Origin of the sequence: Arthrobacter sp. H35-D1 (assembly GCF_030063185.1) — a bacterium.
GTDB lineage: Bacteria > Actinomycetota > Actinomycetes > Actinomycetales > Micrococcaceae > Specibacter.
Genome location: NZ_JASISP010000001.1, coordinates 685,508 through 701,789, shown reverse-complemented (window position 1 = coordinate 701,789; position 16,282 = coordinate 685,508). Strand labels below are relative to the sequence as shown.

General features: G+C 64.1%; 17 protein-coding genes. 8 read left to right on the top strand and 9 right to left on the bottom strand.

Annotated elements, in window-relative coordinates; all coding sequences use genetic code 11:
* Window positions 1-57 precede the first annotated feature (57 nt).
* On the top strand, window positions 58-720 hold the full coding sequence (locus tag QMG25_RS03220; protein ID WP_283457246.1) for a TetR/AcrR family transcriptional regulator: 663 nt from the start codon (window positions 58-60) through the stop codon (window positions 718-720).
* Window positions 721-829: 109 nt separating this feature from the next.
* On the opposite strand, the gene QMG25_RS03215 is transcribed toward QMG25_RS03220, so the two are convergent.
* Window positions 830-1,159 carry a thiamine-binding protein gene (locus QMG25_RS03215; RefSeq protein ID WP_283457244.1) on the bottom strand — a complete coding sequence of 110 codons (330 nt, stop codon included), beginning with the start codon at window positions 1,157-1,159 and terminating at the stop codon, window positions 830-832.
* Between the two features lie 110 nt (window positions 1,160-1,269).
* Between QMG25_RS03215 and QMG25_RS03210 the strand changes: the two genes are divergently transcribed.
* The gene (locus QMG25_RS03210) at window positions 1,270-2,001 is read left to right on the top strand and encodes a DUF5684 domain-containing protein (RefSeq protein ID WP_283457242.1); all 732 of its coding nucleotides are present in this window, start codon (window positions 1,270-1,272) and stop codon (window positions 1,999-2,001) included.
* On the opposite strand, the gene QMG25_RS03205 is transcribed toward QMG25_RS03210, so the two are convergent.
* From QMG25_RS03205 to QMG25_RS03190, 4 genes are all read right to left on the bottom strand, one after another.
* Entirely contained in the window at window positions 1,978-2,289 is a 312-nt protein-coding gene (locus QMG25_RS03205) for an AzlD domain-containing protein (protein ID WP_283457240.1), read from the bottom strand. The genes QMG25_RS03210 and QMG25_RS03205 overlap by 24 nt on opposite strands.
* A complete protein-coding gene (locus QMG25_RS03200) occupies window positions 2,286-3,134 on the bottom strand; it encodes an AzlC family ABC transporter permease (protein WP_283457374.1) in 849 nt (282 codons plus the stop codon). Before QMG25_RS03200 ends, QMG25_RS03205 begins: the two co-directional genes overlap by 4 nt.
* Before the next feature lie 63 nt (window positions 3,135-3,197).
* The gene (locus tag QMG25_RS03195; RefSeq protein WP_283457238.1) at window positions 3,198-5,063 is read right to left on the bottom strand and encodes a glycoside hydrolase family 15 protein; all 1,866 of its coding nucleotides are present in this window, start codon (window positions 5,061-5,063) and stop codon (window positions 3,198-3,200) included.
* A 15-nt stretch (window positions 5,064-5,078) separates the two neighbouring features.
* The gene (locus tag QMG25_RS03190) at window positions 5,079-5,891 is read right to left on the bottom strand and encodes a glycerophosphodiester phosphodiesterase (RefSeq protein WP_283457237.1); all 813 of its coding nucleotides are present in this window, start codon (window positions 5,889-5,891) and stop codon (window positions 5,079-5,081) included.
* A 22-nt stretch (window positions 5,892-5,913) separates the two neighbouring features.
* On the opposite strand from QMG25_RS03190, the gene QMG25_RS03185 reads away from it, so the two are divergent.
* Window positions 5,914-7,203, top strand: coding sequence for a DUF445 domain-containing protein (locus QMG25_RS03185; RefSeq protein ID WP_283457235.1), 1,290 nt, complete (start codon window positions 5,914-5,916; stop codon window positions 7,201-7,203).
* Window positions 7,204-7,239: 36 nt separating this feature from the next.
* On the opposite strand, the gene QMG25_RS03180 is transcribed toward QMG25_RS03185, so the two are convergent.
* The 4 genes from QMG25_RS03180 to QMG25_RS03165 all read right to left on the bottom strand — a co-directional run bounded on the left by QMG25_RS03180 (window position 7,240) and on the right by QMG25_RS03165 (window position 9,912).
* Window positions 7,240-8,199 (bottom strand): hypothetical protein, encoded by a 960-nt coding sequence (locus QMG25_RS03180; protein WP_283457233.1) that lies wholly within the window; start codon window positions 8,197-8,199, stop codon window positions 7,240-7,242.
* A 139-nt stretch (window positions 8,200-8,338) separates the two neighbouring features.
* Window positions 8,339-8,788 carry a DUF2871 domain-containing protein gene (locus tag QMG25_RS03175; protein WP_283457231.1) on the bottom strand — a complete coding sequence of 150 codons (450 nt, stop codon included), beginning with the start codon at window positions 8,786-8,788 and terminating at the stop codon, window positions 8,339-8,341.
* Window positions 8,789-9,026: 238 nt separating this feature from the next.
* A complete protein-coding gene (locus QMG25_RS03170) occupies window positions 9,027-9,260 on the bottom strand; it encodes a hypothetical protein (protein ID WP_283457230.1) in 234 nt (77 codons plus the stop codon).
* A gap of 10 nt (window positions 9,261-9,270) precedes the next feature.
* Window positions 9,271-9,912, bottom strand: coding sequence for an alpha/beta hydrolase (locus tag QMG25_RS03165; RefSeq protein WP_283457228.1), 642 nt, complete (start codon window positions 9,910-9,912; stop codon window positions 9,271-9,273).
* A gap of 461 nt (window positions 9,913-10,373) precedes the next feature.
* On the opposite strand from QMG25_RS03165, the gene QMG25_RS03160 reads away from it, so the two are divergent.
* The 5 genes from QMG25_RS03160 to QMG25_RS03140 are packed head-to-tail and all read left to right on the top strand — an operon-like array spanning window position 10,374 to window position 16,231.
* On the top strand, window positions 10,374-11,162 hold the full coding sequence (locus QMG25_RS03160) for a DeoR/GlpR family DNA-binding transcription regulator (RefSeq protein ID WP_283457226.1): 789 nt from the start codon (window positions 10,374-10,376) through the stop codon (window positions 11,160-11,162).
* Window positions 11,159-12,121, top strand: coding sequence for a 1-phosphofructokinase family hexose kinase (locus QMG25_RS03155; RefSeq protein ID WP_283457224.1), 963 nt, complete (start codon window positions 11,159-11,161; stop codon window positions 12,119-12,121). The genes QMG25_RS03160 and QMG25_RS03155 overlap by 4 nt, the downstream gene beginning before the upstream one ends.
* Window position 12,122: 1 nt before the next feature.
* Complete coding sequence (locus QMG25_RS03150; protein WP_283457221.1) at window positions 12,123-14,153, top strand: PTS fructose transporter subunit IIABC; 2,031 nt, start codon at window positions 12,123-12,125, stop codon at window positions 14,151-14,153.
* A gap of 23 nt (window positions 14,154-14,176) precedes the next feature.
* Window positions 14,177-15,910 (top strand): phosphoenolpyruvate--protein phosphotransferase, encoded by a 1,734-nt coding sequence (locus tag QMG25_RS03145; protein ID WP_283457219.1) that lies wholly within the window; start codon window positions 14,177-14,179, stop codon window positions 15,908-15,910.
* A gap of 45 nt (window positions 15,911-15,955) precedes the next feature.
* Entirely contained in the window at window positions 15,956-16,231 is a 276-nt protein-coding gene (locus QMG25_RS03140) for an HPr family phosphocarrier protein (RefSeq protein ID WP_283457217.1), read from the top strand.
* Window positions 16,232-16,282 lie beyond the last annotated feature (51 nt).

The window sequence follows — 16,282 nt, the reverse complement described above, 5'->3', positions numbered from 1 at the left end:
TGCCAGGCTCGCTCCTGTCCGCGATACGGTGGGAAGCTGAAAGGGAAGGTGGGTTTCATGGGACATCATGGAGACATGGCGCGCGAGGCTCTGCTCGATGCCGCGGAAGAACTTTTCGCCCTGCATGGCGTGGATGCCGTTTCGAATCGCAGGATTGCCGAACACGTGGGAACCCACAATCATTCCGCCGTGGCCTATCACTTTGGCAACAGGGATGAACTCATCAGGGCCCTGCTCCAACGTCACTTGCGAAGCATGGAGGGGCGGCGGGCCGAACTTTTCGCGGATCTTCCCGAAGACGCAGGATTGAGCGCCGTGATCGCGTGCCGAATACTGCCGTGGGTGGAGCAGCTGGCGGCGATGCCCCAGCCAAGTTGGCGCGCCCGCTTCCTGTACCAGGTGCGCACCGTCCCCTCGGTCTCCGAGGTGCTGGCGTCGTCCTTCGAGTTGAACAACGATTTCGATGACCTGCTACTACGCATGCGCGAAGGGCTGCGCGAAATTCCGTTGGATATTTTGCGGGCACGGGCCGGTGTGCTCGGGCATATGGCGCTCGGCATTTGCGCCGAATTCGAGGCACAACTTCAGGCAGGCACCCAGAAGGGCAACTGGACGTCCGTGGGCTACTTTCTCATCGACGCCGGGGCGGGCATGCTGGCGGCGCCGGTCACCCACAGCGGGGACTTCCTGACGCCACCGACGATCCCCAGCCTGATCTAAATCCCCGCCCCTCCGGTCACTGACGGCCGGAGCACGGACGTCCGGGACAGGCAGCCAGGCACAGGCAGCCAGGCACAGGCAGCCGGGCATGGACGGCTACGTCGCGCTGCTAGCCGAGCTCCCCGAGAGCGCTTTGGAGCCGGTCGATCTTTCCGGTAATTTCTCCCGTGTGGCCGGGGCGGATGTCCGCTTTCAGGACCAGGGAAACACGAGAGCCATACTCCCCGGCGGCCTCGGTGGCACGCTTGACCACGTCCATGACCTCATCCCACTCACCCTCGATTTCGGTGAACATGGAACTTGTCCGGTTGGGGAGTCCCGATTCACGGACCACTTTGACGGCTGCGGCCACGGCCGTGTGAACCGATGCGTCGTCGCCTGTGCCGGCCGGCGCTCCGTTGGGGGTGCCGCTGGGTGCCACTGAAAATGCCACAATCATGATTTCTCCTTGCTTTGGCGGCCAATGTTTGCGATCGGCCAAGTGTCCGCTTCCATTATGGGCAGTTCACCCCATGGGTACGAACCTGTTGTGCGGATAAAGTTGCGCTCATGCTTGCCTCATTTCTTCCATTGCCGCTGGCCCCTGCCCCGGATCCCTATGACTACCAGTACGACGGCGGCGCCTCGGCCGCCGCCTCCTTGGGCCTCTTTGTGGTGGTCATGGGCTTTTACCTGCTGATCTTCGTCGTCTTCTGGCTGGCGAACGGCTTCGCTTGGGCCGGACTGTTCCACAAGGCCGGCCACCCCAAGTGGGCTGCCTTTGTGCCGTTCTACAATTCATGGGTCATGGTGAAGATTTCGGGGCGCCCCGAGTCCAGTTTCTGGCTGCAGTTCATTCCTTACGCAGGAATTTATTGGGCGATTCTCACCCTCAACGACCTCGCCAAGTCCTTCGGCAAGGATGCCGCGTACACGGTTGGTTTGGTTTTTGTTCCGGTGGTGTTCGCCGCCATTCTCTCCTACGGCGACGCCCGCTATTGGGGACCGGCCTACATCTCCCCGGCACAGAAGCAGTACTGGCAGCAGTATCCGCCGCAGCAACACGTGCAGCAGTCGGCATACTTCCCGCAGTCCCCCGAACAGCAGTATCCGCAACAGCAATACTCCGGCCAGCAGTATCAGCCTCAGCAGTACCCGGGCCAGGGGCAGCCAGAACACTCCGGCCAGGTCACGTACGGACAGCCTCAATATGGTCAGCAGGCAGCCCAACCGCAATACCCAGGGCAGCAGGATCCCCCAGCGCACTACCCGTACGGTTCAGGGCCAGCCCAGCAGCCGTAGTCCGGCGGCGGCCAGGGCGCCGACCAAGACCACCACAAGGAACGGTGCCTTGAACCAGAGGGCAATTGCCGCCGCGACCAAGGCGCCGATTCTGGCATCAAGCACCAGCGAGGTGCCGCTGGCCGCGGCGTTGACAACGGTCAGCGACGCCAGCAGACCAATGGTCAAGGTGCCGGCCACCCGGGACATCCTCGGATTGGCCAGGACCTTGGCCGGCACAAGATAGCCCAGCAGCTTGGTCAGATAGGACAAAACGGCGGCCACAAGCAGCCAAAACCACATGCTCACGGCTGTTCCCCCTCGACGATTTCCACAGTACGATCAGTATTTGCCACGGCGTGGTCAATGCCTGACTCGGCATGCTCAGTGCCTGATGGGGCGTGCAGAGGGTGCGCAACGGCGTCGTTCCCGTATGGATCCAGGGTGGGCTCCATGCCGTCGCCGACGTGCCCGGGCGCGTGGTCGGGGGTTCCGCCGCGACGGAACCAGCCGATCAGCCCGGCCACCAGGGCAGCCACCAGGATCGGCACGCCGGGCGGCACCAACGGCACGGCGAGCAATGTTGCCACGGCACACACCAGGGCGATCGCGGCTGGCTGGAAAGCCTTGATGCGCGGCCACAACAAGCCCAGGAACGCCGCCACTGCCGCGCCGTCAAGGCCCCACTGCTTGGGATCGCCCAAGGCGTCGCCCAGCACGGCCCCGGCAGCGGTCATGAGGTTCCACAACACAAAAGTGCCCACCCCGGCCACCCAGAAGCCGCGCTGTTGCTCCCCGGGATCCGCTTGGCCGGTGGCCGTGGCTGTCGATTCGTCGATGGTGACGTGGGCGGCGGCAAAGCGACGCCAGCCCGCGGGTAGCAACAGCGTGTTGAGCTGCATCCCGTAGACCCCGTTGCGGATGCCCAGCAACGCCGAGGCGCCCATGGCGGCAACCCCCGTGCCGCCGGCGGCCACCACGCCAATGAACGCAAATTGCGAGCCCCCGCTAAACAGCAGGAGGCTCAGCACCATGGTTTGCCAAAAGCTCAGGCCCGACGCCACCGAGAGCGCGCCAAAGGACAGCCCGTACAAGCCGGTGGCGACGGCGATCGAGGCGCCAATCTTCGCGGCCGGGGAATCCTTGAGTTTCATTCCCGCCATGCTGCCATGGTGGGCGCCCTCGTCAGCACCGGTCCGTCCCCCGGGGAGACCGGTTTAGGGCTGCAAGACGACAATGGGCGTGGTGTCGGTTTCGATGGGTTCGGTGGAAAGGCTCAGGTGCTCGGTGCCATGGAGTGCATCGGCGGCCCTGACCAACGCCAGGTGGGAGAAGGCCTGCGGGAAGTTCCCTGCCATCCGCTTCTGGTCCATGTCATATTCCTCGCTGAGCAGCCCCACTTCATTGGCCAGCCCCACCAGCTTGTCCATTAGTGCGACGGCATCGGTGCGGCGGCCAGTGTGCGCGTACTGTTCAACAAGCCAGAAGGAGCAGGCAAGGAAAGGGTGCTCTCCCGGCTCCAGCCCGTCCAGCCCCGCGGCGGTTTCGTAGCGCAAAATCAGTCCGTGCCCATCCACAAGTTCATGCTCGAGGGCCGCTACCGTACCCAGCATTTCCGGGGAAGAGTATGGCACAAATCCAACTTGTGGAATGACCAGCAGCGACGCGTCCGTGGCTGTTCCGCCGTACGTTTGGGTGAAGGTGTTCAGTTCCTTGTTGAAGCCGTGCTCAAGTATTTCCGCCTTCAGCTGCGTGCACACGCTTTCCCAGTGCTCCACCGGACCCGGCAGCCCGTGGTTGCGCACAGCACGCACGGCACAGTCGAAGGCCGCCCACATCATGACGCGCGAGTGCGTGAAGTACCGCGGCTCGCCGCGCATTTCCCAGATGCCGTTGTCCTTGTCCGTCAGGTGGTTGTCGATGAAGCGGAGCATGGCCAGTTGCAGCGGCCACGAGAAGTCGTCTTCGTGCCCGCCGGCGAGCCGCAACTTTTCCAGGGCCACCATGACCTCGCCCACCACATCCCCCTGATACTGCCCCACAGCGCCATTGCCGATCCGCACCGGCAGGGCCCCTTCGTAGCCGTTCAAATGATCAACCTCGCGCTCAACCAAGTTCCGTTCGCCGGCGAGCCCGTACATGATCTGCATGTCTTCGGGGTCTCCGGCCACGGCCCGCAGCAGCCAGTCCCGCCATTCCAGGGCTTCGTTCGCATAACCGTGGGTGAGCATGGCCTCCAGTGTCAACGCCGCATCCCGCAGCCAGCAAAAACGGTAGTCCCAGTTTCGCGCCCCGCCAAAATCCTCCGGCAGCGACGTGGTGGGGGCCGCCACAATGCCTCCCGTGTCCTCATGCGTCAGCGCCCGCAACACCAGCAGGGACCGTTCCACGATCTTCGCGTACTTGCCGTCTTTGTTGAACCGTGCCGCCCAGTCCTCCCAGTACTTGCAGGTTTGTTCCAGCGACTTCTCAGTGTCAATAGCCGCGGGGACCGGCCGATGGGAGGGGTACCAGGTCAGTTCCTGTTCCACCCGGTCGCCGGCTTGCACCGTGAACACGCCGCTGTGTTGACGGTCCACGGCGTGGGGCAGGTGGTCTCCGCGCAACACGACGGCGTCGGGTCCGGCGACGGCGACAATGGCTTCCGTGCCGTCGTCTTCCTGTACGCGTCGCACCCACGGCAGTATCTTGCCGTAACCTGGGCGGACGGTAATCTCTTGGCAGAATTCAATGCTCCCGCTCAGGCCGTCAACTCGGCGAACCACCGAGGCCCGGCGATCCCCCACAGGCATGAAATCTGTGACTTTCGCCGTGCCTTCGGGTGTTTCCCAGAGCGTTTCCAGCACAAACGTCCTGCCGCGGTAGGAGCGTTGGAGCACCACTGCATCGGCATGTGCAGGTCCCAGCAACCAGCGTCCGTTGTCATTGGTGCCCAGGAGGGCGGTGAAGATTGCCTCGGAATCAAAGCGCGGAAAACACAACCAGTCGATGCTGCCGTCCCTCCCCACGAGGGCACTGGTGTGCAGATCGGAAAGCAGTGCGTAGTCTTCAATTTTTGATGCCATGGTTCCATTTTTCCACATGGAACCGGGGACCCCCTACTTGGGCGGCGAAGCTGTGGGCAGCGATCGGATCTCTCCGGGGATGTTGCTTGTCACCTCTGCCGCCCCGTTGGCCAGGCACAGCTGCAAGTCCTCGGCCGTGTCCACTGTCCAGACCCGCAGGACACGGCCTGCCTCCAGCCACCGTGCGGCGTTTGCCGGGTTCTCGCGCAGGTAGTCGATGCCGGGACCGGCAAGGTGGGCAACGCCGTCGTCCAACAACTTTTCCCCGGCAGCCGTGACGCTGTGCCGGTCCGCCTCGACGATCTCCAGCAACTGGCACAGCAGCTCCCCCGGAATCCGTTCGGCCAAATATTCCACGGCCTCCGGGTGGAAGCTCATGAAGCTCACATGGATGTTTCCGGCTGCTGCGCCCGCGGCAGCCCAGCCGTGGCGGCGCAAAGCCCGCAACGCGGCGTCGACAAGGGCAGGATCAAAAAACTCACCGTACTTGAACTCGATGGCCAGCCCCACGGGCCTGCCGGCGCCCGCGAGGATGTGCAGGAGCTCGGGCAGGGTCAGCAGCTGTGTGGCAATGGTTCCGCAGGCGGGCGGGAGGTCAGCGCCGTGCCAGCTGCTGAAATCCAACTCCCGCAGCTGCGCGAGCGTCAGTTCTGCCACGGGGCCTGTGCCGCTGGAGGTCCTGTCCACGGTCTCGTCGTGGAGGAGGACCAGTTCGCCGTCGGCACTGAGCTGGACGTCGCACTCGACTCCGTCGGCGCCGTCCGTCAGGGCTTGCAGGTATGCCGCGCGGGTATGTTCGGCAAACGCGGCGCTGGAACCGCGGTGGGCGTAGATCTGAACGGTCATGACACCACGCTACGCTTGGTTCATGGCGCAAACACAACAGCTTGGCACGGCGGGCTCCGCAACGGCTTCGAAAACCGACGCGGAGAAGGCCGCAGCCCTGCGCTGGATGAAACGCTTCGCGCTGAGCCTGTTGATCTTCATGGCAGCGGTGTTTTGCGTGGCCTTCGCCTTGGAGCACCTATATCCTTGGCTGTCCTACGTCCGCGCCGCGGCCGAGGGGGGCATGGTGGGAGCCCTGGCCGACTGGTTTGCCGTCACGGCACTGTTCAAGTACCCCATGGGCATCAAAATCCCGCACACGGCCATCATCCCGAACCGCAAGGACGAGATCGGCGTATCGCTGGCCGACTTTGTGGAGAACAACTTCCTGTCTGAAGAGGTTGTTTCCGAAAAGCTTGCCAGCGTCGAAATCGCACAAAAGGTGGGCGCCTGGCTGTCCAAGCCGGCAGGTGCCCAGCGTGTGGCCACCGAGGGTGCGGCCGCCATCCGCGGCGCCATGGCTGTATTGAAGGATGAAGACGTGAAGGACGTCATCGAGGCCATGGTGCGCAAGCATCTGCTTGACCCGCCATGGGGACCGCCTATTGGGAAAGTCGCCGAAAGGCTCTTCGCCGACGGCCACCACCATGCACTGGTGGACCTCCTGGTTGACCGATCCACCACCTGGATCCGCAGCAACCACACCACCATCAGCTCCCTGGTGACCGACCGCTCCCCCGGATGGGTCCCACAGTTCGTGGACGGGCTGGTGGGCGACAAGATCTACACCGAGATTTACAAGTTTGCCCGTGCCGTGCAGGACGACCCACAGCACGAAGTGCGCCTGAAACTCGACGAGTACCTCAAGGACCTGGCCCAGGAGCTCCAGCACGACCCGGCCATGATCGCCAAGGCCGAATCCATCAAGGACCAAGTCCTGGGCGACCCCGAAGTCCGCGAACTTGCCGGGCGCACCTGGTCTGCCATCAAGGCTGCTATCACCGACGCCGTGGAGGATCCTGATTCCGAACTACGCCTGAAATTCACTTCCGTGGTCCAGGAGTTCGGCACCAGGCTCCTGGAAGACTCCGAGCTGGCCGACAAGGCCAACAAATGGATTTCCGACGCGGCCGCCTATCTTGTCGGCACCTACAAGCACGAGATCACCTCGCTCATCTCCGACACCGTGGGGCGCTGGGACGCTGTGGAAACCAGCCAAAAGATCGAGCTGCAGGTGGGACGGGACTTGCAGTTCATCCGCATCAACGGCACCGTCGTCGGGTCCTTGGCCGGGGTGGCCATCTTCACCGTCGCAACACTCGTGTTCGGCTAACTCCGCGCGGGAGAGCGGACGCCGGTGCAGGCGCCACTAATCCTCGCTAGGTTGAGGCGCCTGCGGGGGCTTTGGACCCATGAGTTGTTTAGCCTGCTTCGCTGCTTTGGTCGGCTTCGGGGGTTTGAGCGCCTTCGTTTCCTTGAGCACCTTGGGCGCTTTGGCTGCCTTGGGCTGTTTTCCGGTGGCGTCCAGTTCGGCCAAGAGCTGCGTTGGAATCATCATGGGTGCCGGACCGAAGGCGCGGTTTGCCGAGGCAACAACCGCCCTGCCCATCATGTAGTTGCCCGCTCCGCCAACGACGGCACCGATGCCAAACGGCAGCGCCCTGCCCACCACGGATGCGCCACCTTTGACGGCCATCTTTCGCAGGAACTTTTTCTGCATGGGCGCTACCAGGGCCCTGACGGTTGTCAGTGGAATGCTCATGCTGACGGTCTTGCCCCATGCCTGCATGGGAGTGGCACCGGTGCCTAGTGCGTGTCCGGTCAGGCCCTTCAACATGGCCAACCCTTCATCGCCCAAAATGATGGCCATGACGGTCAGCTGGGCACGCTCTGGATCCTGCAGGCGCACGCCGTGCAGTTCTGCCACCGATTGAGCGTAGAGCGCCGTCGCTTCCAAAAAGACGCCCGCCGCGGCGGCGGAGATGGTCAGCGCAGCAACTGTGCCGACGCCGGGAATGATGGCCGTGGCACCAATGGCTGCGCCCCCGGTTCCAACTCCTGAGAGGAAGTCGCGCTCCAGCCGCTGGCTGAGCTCAAACGCCGTCGCATTCGGATGGCGCCTGCGCAGTCGCCGCAAGTTCGCCAACACCAGCGGCCGCTGAACTTCAACAGCTTTCAGCAGCAAGCTGTGAACTGCAGGCGCTGGCATGCCCTTCTCGTCGAACGCCGCGCCTGCGGCGATTCCCACCGCCGGATTGACCTTGCCGGTAGTTTTGGCGAAACCGGGTCCGGGCTCCATCCCCACGTGCTTGAGCTTCTTGCGTGCCATGGTTCCCCTGCCTGTCTGCGGCTGCCTGCCTGCGGCTGCTTGCCTATGGTTGTGTTGTCTGTGCTCAACGTTAGCGGCACTTCCCCACTATCGCCCGGACGTTCGCTCCGGGAAAAACCAGGCCAACCACGCGGGGACGTCAGCCTGCGAGCGCTGCCTGGGTGTCGGCGTCGTGCGTCACGGCCGTGCCAAAGAGGCGGGTGCGCAGGGCAAGGAACAGCAGCACCATGCCGACGCTGAGCAGAATGTGTCCCAATCCGGCAATGCCGGGGATGGCGGCGGAGACGTCGGTGGCGCCGTCCACCTGCAGGATCCCGTGAACCACCATAATGGCCGCCGTCAGCACGAGCCCGGCGTTGTAGGTCCAGAAGAACCAGCTGAAGAGGCGCGAGCCGGACAGTGCGAAGACTTTTTCAAGAACCAGCACAATCAGCAGGACGATGAAGCCGAGGGTGAGCAGGTGTGTGTGGACCACTGCGAGTTGGGTGAAGCCGGTGAAGTCCTTTCCCTTGGTGAACTCGCGGTAAAACAACCCCGAAAGTACGCCGATGACCATGTAGGCGAACGCTGAATAGAGGAGCTTTTTCATGAGATGTCCTTGGCTCGGGGCCCCGTGCGGGCCTTTGCTTCCAGCCTATGAACACGCACGACGCCGGCCATCAACCTTTTGGTTGAACCGGCAGCAACACTTGGCCCATGTTTGTCCGCGCGGCCCGTTCCCATGTTTGCTTGCGCGACCGCTCAGGCCGCTTGTCCGCGCGGCCCGTTCGGCCCGCTTAGCGGCGCCACCCGCTTAGCGGCGCCACCCGCTTAGCGGCCCCACCCGCTTAGCTGCGCCGACCGCCGTTGCGCGGGTGGTTTTTAGCGGTGCGCTCGTTCCCGCGCTTGTAGTTCCCGGTCAGGCGGGCCATCAGTTCCTGGGGGTCGGCGGCTTCCACGTCTTCGCGGAACTTTCTGGCCGCGCCGCGGCGCAGCGTCGTCGCGCTGCGACCGTGGTGGCTGATGACGACGTCGCCGTTGTCCGCCGTCGTGTACGCAAAGCCGCTGGGTTGGCTGGACATGTTCCAAAGCCTATCCGCGCGGCACGAACGATCCCGCCACGTGGCCGGTCAGGAAGGACGACACGTCGGAGAGCTCGTCGGCGCCGATCTTGTGGCCCAGCCCGGCATAGCGGGCGTTGCTCAGCTCGGTGTTGGCGGCCAACCAGTCGGCAGTGAACGCCGTGGCGTCGGGATTGATGACCATGTCTGCAGTATCCCGAGCCCAGAGGAACGGGATCCTGGCGGCCAAGGGCTCCATGGCCCCGAGAAGTTCGTTGTGGAGGACGAAGCCGGAGAGCCCCACCCCCACGGAAAACTGCTCCGGGCGCAACCGCATCAGCGTCGTGGCCATGGCCATCCCCTGCGAGAACCCCAACAGCGAAACCGAAGTGAAGGCGTATTTCGCCATGACAGTGTCCAGCCAGGCCAGGACGGAGGTGGCAGCACCGAGAACTTCGGCGAAGTCGTTGACCAGGAAATAATCCAGCAGGAACCAGCCCCTGTCTCCGGCGATGTCCCTCGGTGCCCGCGGGGCCGCGCAGCTGAAGCCTCTGGGCATGTCCTCGAACATGGCCGCCATGCGCGCTTCATCCGATCCGTAGCCGTGCAACATCAGCAGGAGCGGCGTGCCGGCGCGCTGGTCCTCGGGGCGGGACCACAAAACGGTGTCCATGGGCCAACACTACCCATTGGAGGGGGTCCCGGCGGCATCTCGCAGCACGGGAAGCTCTCGGTGGCGAACTACGGGGAGCTGCAGGGGATCTTCGGGCGGCTTCGGGCGGTCTTGGGTTTCTTTGCCGCCCACACTTGTGGTGGTTTCCCGCTTGTACGCATCTTGTCTGCTTATTCGCAGGGCGCAGACACCGCATAAGTGGGCAAGCTGCATTTCCGCGCCAAACCGGCCTTGGCGCCGCCGTTTCAGCCGGGAAACGCAAACCACATTCCACAGACTGCGGATGCCTGTCCACACCACCCTCCACCATCCAATACCCGCATTTCTGGGTTTATGTGGGGAAAACCTTGACAAACAAAGATAAACACAGATAAAGTCACTTGAATCAACATCGTGACACCCGTCACGCGCACCGTTTCAAGCCCCACAGCCCTTGAAACGGTCCCAGCGAAAGGAATCCCATGTTTGCGGAGGAACGGCACCAAAAAATCGCCGAACTCGTTGGTGCCCAGGGCCGGGCTGGAGTGAATGAACTGGCCGGACTGTTCTCCATCACCCAGGAAACGGTCCGCCGCGACCTGGCCGTCCTCGAGGAATCCGGTCAACTACGCCGCGTTCACGGAGGCGCCGTGGCCCCCGATCAGCTCAGCCGCTCCGAGCTGAGTCTTGGAGAACGCCAGGGCCGGCACATGGATGAAAAACAGCGTATCGCCACGGCAGCCCTGGCACTCATCCCCCACACCCCGACAGCATCGATCCTGCTCGACTCTGGCACCACCACGGCCGCGCTGGCCGACCGACTCGCCGGATGGTCGCCCGCCAAGGCCGGCGATGAACTGCTTGTCATCACCAACTCACTGCCCATGGCAGTTTCGCTGGGCACCAACACCAAGTTGCTCCTTGACATTGTGGGCGGCCGCGTCCGGGGCCTGACAAGCGCCGTTGTGGGAGCTAGAGCCACCGAACAACTCGGCGGTCTCCGCCCCGATATCGCCTTCATCGGCGCCAACGGCATCCATGAAGACTTTGGCTTGAGCACCCCAGACCCCGTGGAGGCTGCCACCAAGACCGCCATGGTCAAGGCCGCCCGTCAGGTGGTGGTCCTTGCCGACGCCTCTAAGCTGGGCGCCGAGACGCTTGTTCGCTTCGCCACCCTCGAGGAGATCGACACCCTCGTCACCACCGCCGAACCTGCCCCTGACCTCGCCGCAGCGCTGGCCGCGGCCGGCGTCGAGGTGGTACTGGCATGATCATCACCCTGACACCCAACCCCAGCCTGGATCACACCATTGAGTTATCGGCCCCGCTGGAACGCGGCGAAGTCCAGCGCGCAACCGCCGCCTCCCTGCACCCCGGCGGCAAGGGCGTGAACATTGTCCGCGCACTGTCAGCTTCACAAGCACCCGCACTGGCACTGCTTCCCGGGGACCCGGGCGACGCCGTTGTCCGCGCCCTTGAGCTCGAAGGCATCCCCCACACGGCACTCGCCATCGGCGCACCTTTGCGCAGCAATGTGGCCATCACCGAGCCCGATGGAACCACCACAAAAGTCAACGAACCGGGCCCTGCGCTCTCCACGGCCCAGGTTGCGGCGCTGCTGAAAATGACCGTGGATCAGTCCGACGGCGCCTCCTGGCTCGTGCTCGCCGGCTCGCTTCCGCCGGGGGCGCCGAATGATTTTTACGCCCGAGTCATCGACGCCGTGCGTGCCGCCCACGGGAAGCGCGCCCCAAGAATTGCAGTTGACTCCTCCGGTGCACCGCTGCGCGAAAGCCTGCGGCACGCCCCCGACCTACTCAAGCCCAACGGCGAGGAATTGGCCGAGCTGACGGGCTGTGCAGACGGGCCCGCCCTCGAAGCCGACCCGACGCTGGCTGCGAGCGCAGCCGGGTTGTTGGTGCACCAGGGTGTTGGCGCGGTCCTTGCCACGCTGGGATCCAAGGGCGCAGTCCTGGTATCCCAACATGGCAGCTGGCACGGTTCCGGCCCTGCCATTGAAGCAAAAAGCACCGTCGGAGCGGGCGATTCCGCGCTCTCCGGGTATCTGCTGGGCACGCTTCGCGGAGATTCCCCCGAAGCGTGCCTGCAGCAAGCAGTGGCCCATGGGGCGGCCGCCGCTTCTCTGCCGGGAACCCTTGTTCCCTCCCTTGCACAAACCAACCCCGCCGCCGTTGTTGTGACGGCATTGGCCTCAATCGAAGAGATCTGACATGACCACTCTCATTAATACCGGCCTGGTGCTCCTTGATGCCGACCTCGGCGCGGACACCACCTCCGTCATCCGCCACCTTGCCGAACTCGTGGCTAAGACCGGCCGCGCCTCCGAAGTCGCAGGCCTGTTTGCCGACGCTCTGGCCCGTGAACAAAAAACGGCTACGGGCGTCCCCGGCGGCATCGCCATCCCACATTGCCGCTCCGAGGCCGTTCTCGAACCCACCCTGGCCATGGCCCGCCTCGCACCGGCAGTCGACTTTGGAGCCAAGGACGGCCCCGCAGACATCGTCTTCTTCATCGCAGCTCCGGCAGGCGCTGACAACGCCCACCTCAAGCTGCTCTCCAAACTGGCTCGCTCGCTCATCAAGAAGGACTTCACGGCGGCCCTCCGCGCAGCGAAGACCCCGGTTGAAATAGTCGCCTTGGTCGAGGATGCCCTCACAGACAAGCCCAAGCCGGCCGCAGCGACGGCGACCTCGTCGACGCAGGCCGCCCCCTCCCGCCAGCAGCGGCTGGTTGCCGTGACGGCTTGCCCCACTGGCATCGCCCACACGTACATGGCCGCCGACTCGCTGGTGCTGGCAGCGCAGGAAGTCGGCGTGGACCTTCAGGTTGAGACGCAGGGCTCCGGTGCCGTGACACCGCTGGACCCTGCGGTGATTGCGGCCGCTGATGCCGTAGTCTTTGCCGTCGATGTGGATGTGCGCGGCAAGGAACGTTTCGCTGGCAAGCCGCTGGTGAGCTCGCCCGTCAAGCGCGGTATTGACGAGCCGGCCAAGATGATCCAGGAAGCACTGGCGGCAGCCGAGAACCCCAACGCCCACCGGGTACCGCACTTCGGTGCCGAGGAAGCCGCTGACCAGAGGGCCGCGGCATCGGGCGAAAGTCTGGGCAGCAAGATCAAGAAGGTACTGCTGACCGGCGTCAGCTACATGATCCCCTTTGTGGCCGGTGGCGGTCTGCTGATTGCGCTGGGATTCTTGCTAGGCGGTTTCCAGATTACCGATTTCGCGGACAAGATCCTGACTTCCAACAGCCTGGCAAACCTGCCCGTGGACATTCCCGCGCAGGCGATGGGCCCGCTCGGAGCATATTTGGGTGCCGTCGCGTTCAAAATCGGCTCCCTGTCCATGGCCTTTTTGGTCCCGGCATTGGCCGGATACATTGCCTTCGGCATTGCTGACCGCCCCGGCATAGCACCCGGCTTCACAGCTGGTGCCATCGCCGTCTTCATGGGAGCGGGCTTCCTTGGCGGACTCGTGGGTGGAATCCTGGCCGGCTTGGCCGCCTACTGGATCGGCAGCTGGAAGGTCCCACGCTGGCTGCGGGGTCTGATGCCAGTGGTCATCATCCCGCTGCTGGGCTCCATCATTGCTTCAGGGGCCATGCTGTTGTTCCTCGGCGCACCCATCGCGGCACTCACTGTAGGACTGAACAGCTGGTTGACAGGCATGAGCGGGGCATCCGCCGTGGTCCTGGGCATCATTCTGGGCCTGATGATGTGCTTCGACCTGGGCGGTCCCGTGAATAAAGTGGCTTACGCCTTCGCCGTTGCCGGCCTGGGTGCCGGCAGCATCGCCAACCAGGCACCATGGGAGATCATGGCAACCGTCATGGCGGCCGGCATGGTTCCACCGCTTGCGATGGCGCTGGCCACGGTGATTGACAAGAAGCGTTTTTCCTTGGCAGAGCGTGAAAACGGCAAGGCCGCATGGCTGCTGGGTGCATCGTTTATTTCCGAAGGTGCCATCCCCTTCGCCGCGGCAGACCCACTACGCGTTATTCCCGCAGCCATGCTCGGCGGTGCCGCGACAGGGGCCATGACCATGGCCTTCCATGTCACCTCGCAGGCACCCCATGGTGGTTTTTTCGTGTTCTTCGCGATCGGCAACCTAGCCATGTTTGCCCTATCCATTGTGGTGGGGACAGTTATTGCCGCGTTCGCAGTAGTAGCCCTCAAACGCTGGGTCGTCCGCAAACCCATTGATACTCTTGCCCCACAGCAGCTCGTTGCACAGAACAGCTAGAAGTGACTTTCAAAGGAACAGTAATGCAAAACTTTGTTGGAGTTGGCGTTTCCCGTGGCCGCGTCATTGGCCCGGTCCGGCACATGCCCGCCGCCCTGGCCGAACCACCCGTGGGTGAAAAGTTGGCCAGCTCGACGACACCGGAAACGGCTGCTGCCGCGCTTAAGGAAGCCGGTGCGGCTGTCAAAGCCCAACTGCTAGCACGCGCCGGCGGGGCGGAGGGCACGGGCAAGGACGTTCTCGAGGCCACCGCACTGATGGCCACCGATCCCATGCTGATCAAAGCCGCCGTGAAGCTCATCAATTCAGGCTCATCGGCTGAACGGGCCATCTGGGAGGCCGGGGAATCCGTGGCAGCCATGCTCAAGGGCTTGGGCGGCTACATGGCAGAACGGTCCCACGACGTCCAAGACGTCAAGTCCCGCATCGTGGCGCAGCTGCGCGGTGTTCCTGCTCCTGAAATCCCCGACTCCGACGCACCTTTCATCTTGGTGGCCGAGGATCTTGCACCTGCCGACACGGCCACCCTTGATCCCAACAAGGTGGTTGCGCTGGTCACAGCAAGCGGCGGGCCGCAGTCGCATACGGCTATCATTGCCAGGGCTTTGGGCTTGCCGGCCGTGGTGGCCGCCACGGGCGTCGGCGGGCTGGCCGACAGCGGTCTTGTCTTCGTCGACGGCTCCACCGGCCAAGTCAGCACCGATCCCGGCGATGCCGAGCATGCAGCTGTGGCCCTCTGGCAGGAGCAGGCTTCGCTGCTGAGCGTCTTTGACGGTGAGGGCCGCCTAGCGGATGGCACGCTGCTGCCCTTGCTCGCCAATGTTGGTGGTGACAGCGATGCCCGGGAGGCCGCCGCTGCGAACGCGCAGGGTGTGGGTCTGCTGCGGACAGAATTCTGCTTCCTGGGCAATGACACCGAGCCATCCCATGCCGTCCAGGTGGCCGCCTATAGGGGCGTTTTCGATGCATTCCCCGGCCAGAAGGTGGTGGTCAGGACGCTCGACGCCGGCGCCGACAAGCCGCTGCCCTTCTTGACGGACACCAGCGAAGCGAATCCTGCCCTGGGCGTGCGCGGCTACCGCACCGACACCACCACCCCGGGTGTCCTGGCCCGGCAGCTTGCCGCCATAGCCGACGCCGCCAAGCAGTCGCAGGCCGTGGTGTGGGTCATGGCCCCCATGATCTCAACCGCTGCCGAGGCAGCCCACTTTGCCGCCCTGTGCACCGCCGAGGGGCTAAAAATCCCCGGCGTCATGGTGGAAGTTCCATCCGCTGCGCTGACCGCCCGGCACTTGTTCGACCACGTGGAATTTGCCAGCCTGGGCACCAACGACCTCACACAGTACGCCATGGCCGCCGACAGGCAACTGGGGACCTTGGCCGCCCTCAATGATCCGTGGCAGCCGGCCGTGCTGGCCCTCATCCGGGCCACTGTTGAAGGTGCGGCTTCCCAAGCCAGGTACTCGGCCGCACACGCCCTCGAGGACTCTGCGCCCAGGGACTCTGCGCCCAAGCCGGTGGGAGTGTGCGGGGAGTCGGCGGCGGATCCCGTCCTCGCCGTCGTGCTGGCAGGGTTGGGCGTCACATCACTGTCGATGACCCCGCGCGCACTGCCGGCCGTCAGCGCAGTCCTGCGCACGGTCACACTTCCCCAAGCCCGTGCGCTGGCAATGGAAGCCGTGGCCGCAGCATCGGCAGCCGAAGCTCTCGAGCTTGTCCGCGCCGGACTGCCTGCACTTGCCGAGCTGGGACTATAACTTCATCACCTGCACAGCACCACACACAACGAGTTGGAGAACACCATGATTGAACGATCAGCCACCATTGCCAGCACTGTTGGTCTGCACGCCCGCCCCGCCTCGATCTTTGCCGAAGCGGCCGGGGAGCTGGGCATTGAGGTGACCATTGCCCGCGCGTCGGACCCGGTGGATGAGGCCGTGGACGCCGACAGCATGCTGGCCTTGATGGGCCTGGGAGTGGAGCACGGCGAGCTTGTTGTCCTCCGTACGGAGGACGACACAGCTGCCGAAGCCCTGGAATCACTGGTGCGCATCCTGGAAACCAACCACGACGCCTGATTGGTTCCCGTGCGCCGGGCTGGACACGCTTCCACCAGGTTTTGCCGACCA